Source organism: Lactobacillus delbrueckii subsp. delbrueckii DSM 20074 = JCM 1012 (assembly GCF_001433875.1).
Taxonomy (GTDB): Bacteria; Bacillota; Bacilli; order Lactobacillales; family Lactobacillaceae; genus Lactobacillus; species Lactobacillus delbrueckii.
Genome location: NZ_AZCR01000033.1, coordinates 1 through 2,406 on the forward strand (window position 1 = coordinate 1; position 2,406 = coordinate 2,406).

At 44.2% G+C, this 2,406-nt stretch carries 5 protein-coding genes; 1 reads left to right on the forward strand and 4 read right to left on the reverse strand.

Annotated elements, in window-relative coordinates:
- Positions 1–137: 137 nt before the first annotated feature.
- The 4 genes from FD23_RS10525 to rlmH form a co-directional block, all read right to left on the reverse strand.
- Positions 138–341 (reverse strand): hypothetical protein, encoded by a 204-nt coding sequence (locus tag FD23_RS10525; protein ID WP_230844778.1) that lies wholly within the window; start codon positions 339–341, stop codon positions 138–140.
- 240 nt (positions 342–581) lie between these two features.
- The gene (locus FD23_RS05615) at positions 582–854 is read right to left on the reverse strand and encodes a hypothetical protein (protein ID WP_230844777.1); all 273 of its coding nucleotides are present in this window, start codon (positions 852–854) and stop codon (positions 582–584) included.
- A gap of 180 nt (positions 855–1,034) precedes the next feature.
- A complete protein-coding gene (locus FD23_RS05620; protein WP_230844776.1) occupies positions 1,035–1,229 on the reverse strand; it encodes a hypothetical protein in 195 nt (64 codons plus the stop codon).
- A gap of 228 nt (positions 1,230–1,457) precedes the next feature.
- A complete protein-coding gene (rlmH, locus tag FD23_RS05625; protein WP_003623831.1) occupies positions 1,458–1,937 on the reverse strand; it encodes a 23S rRNA (pseudouridine(1915)-N(3))-methyltransferase RlmH in 480 nt (159 codons plus the stop codon).
- 249 nt (positions 1,938–2,186) lie between these two features.
- Between rlmH and FD23_RS10530 the strand changes: the two genes are divergently transcribed.
- A partial coding sequence (locus FD23_RS10530) for a hypothetical protein (protein WP_236743893.1) occupies positions 2,187–2,406 on the forward strand: 220 nt, incomplete at its 3' end.

The following is a 2,406-nucleotide window of genomic DNA, read 5'->3' on the forward strand; positions in this document are numbered from 1 at the left end:
GATTTTTTGTGCTCTGATCCAGTGAAAACGATTTTTCTTACTGGATCGGAACAGTGTTCAGTTTAATTTTACAATCGGCGAGCATAAAGAAAATGGCTTCTAGGAGAAAATCCTGGAAGCCATTTTTGTTTACTGTTCTATTTTTTCGCCCATAAAAGGCCACAGGCCAGGGCAGCGTAAAGCAAGTACCAGATGCCGATTGAGATGTACCCATGAATATTGAAGACAAAAATTAAGACGATAACCGCTAATGCTGCAGCAGTTACGTAGCCAACCGCCGGGCTGAGCTTGGTCAAGGGAATGATTCCCAAGAAAAGGGTCAGCAGAGTGATCGCGATCATGCCGACAATTGCCCAAGATACTGGACCAGGGGTGCCTACGGCAAAGATCCACTGAACTAGGCCAAACAGATGCCAGCCAGCAAGAAGACGGTTTTAACGGCTGGCTTAGTTGCAAAGTTTTTCATCATAATCACGCTCCTATTTTTTAAGGCTATTTACTTATATTGCAAGCTCAAGTTCTTCTTTTGAGCAGTGATTCTTGCTAAGCTTAATAACTTTTGCATTTTACAACGTTCTCTTCTAAGCTACGTTTTCTTGCAAAAAGCGGCTAACAGCCAATAACACTAAGGCCAAGAAGTTCAGTGGCAAATTGCCCGGACCAAAAGCGATTGGCGTAATCAGTCCTATCAACGTCAAGGCAAGGCAAACTAGGCCAATAATCAAGAACGGCTTGCGGGGAATTTTTTGGCTAAATACAGCTAAGGCTAATTCTGTCAGTAAGACCAAAATTAAAATCACATGGCCAAAAACCGTTACCTTTAAATCAGTCCCTTTGATCGTTCTTAAGGGCATTGATGTAGTCCTTTAGATTTGAGCAAACTACCACAGTCAAAAAGCATAGTAAGATTACATCAACCACTTTGACTAAAATCTTTAAGAATTTCACCTCTGTCATCTCCATTTTCACCCAAGCCAGGCCATCACGCAGCTGACCAGACTGACCGCCAAAGCGACAACAGCCAAAGTCCAATATCAGGTCAAGCCAAAATACAGGCCTACCACCCGGTCAATTACAAGGCCCAGCAAAAGGCAGACACCAATTACCCAAGCCGCTGCAGGAGCCAGCCACTTGCTCAGCCAGGCTCCCAAAGCAGCCGCGGCAACGAGCAAAATAAAAGCATCATAAAAGCAGTTCTGTTGCCTGCCCATGACTGCCGCTAAAGGCATAACCGGAAGCCGTCTAGCCAACTAAATTAATGATCAGCGACACTGCCGCTGCCGTCAAAAGCAGGTCATTGGCCAGCCACATGTAACGCTCTGTTTTAGTCATTTAAATCATCCCTTTCATGACTAAAATACTTTATTTAAACACTTTCACCCTAGATTCTAGCACTAGACTGATTCGTATATAAGCCCCTCCTGCTGATTTCCCAGGAGAGGCTTATACTTTCTATTCTACTTGTGGTAAGGACTGCCGGAGTTGATCATAAAGGCCCGGTAGATCTGCTCAATCAAAACCAGCCGCATCAATTGGTGGGGCATGGTCAACTTGCCGAAACTAAAGAGGTCATTGGCCCGCTTGTTGACCGCGTCACTGGTCCCCAGGCTTCCCCCGATCACGAAAGTAATGTCGGAATGCCCGTAAGTCCCCAGGTTCTTCAGTTCCTTGGCGAACTCTTCACTAGCCCGTTCTTTGCCTTTAATGGCCAGAACGTAAACATATTCCTTGTCCTTGATCTTGCTCAAGATCCGCTCGCCTTCCCGCTTCTTGACCTCTTCCATCTGGGCCGGGCTGAGGCTTTCCGGCGCCTTCTCATCCGGCACCTGCACGATCTCCACCTTGGCAAAGCGGCTCAGCCGCTTCTGGTACTCCGCGATCCCGTCCTTAAAATACTTCTCTTTTAATTTTCCAACGCAAACAATTTTGATATTCATAATGCCCCTATTTTACCATTTTTACTTCTATCCCCACAATTAACAGTTTATCAACCGCCTTTTCCCACAGCTGTGGAAAGGCCTTTTCTAGATCTAGTGGACTAGAGCAGAATTCTATCTAGGTCTAGATTTTTGTAAAAAAATTTATAAAATCCCGTGTAACCATTCCACAAACTACCTGTGGACTGGAACTTTTCACAAACAATCACCAAAAAAGCCCGGCCTGTCGCCTTGAACAGACGTTTTAACATGACTTTTACCCGTGGAACTTACACACAATCCACAGCTTATCCACAGCTTTTTAGCGATTTTTACTCTGTTTTTTGCACAATTCACAGTCTTTTCCACAGGATTGGGGATAAAGTCTCCTTAAAAATTTCCCTTGACAAGAAATATATACGAACTTTACCTTCCTTTCACCCTTTTTTTGTTTTGAAAAAAAAAAAAAAAAATAATCCAGCAGATCTGC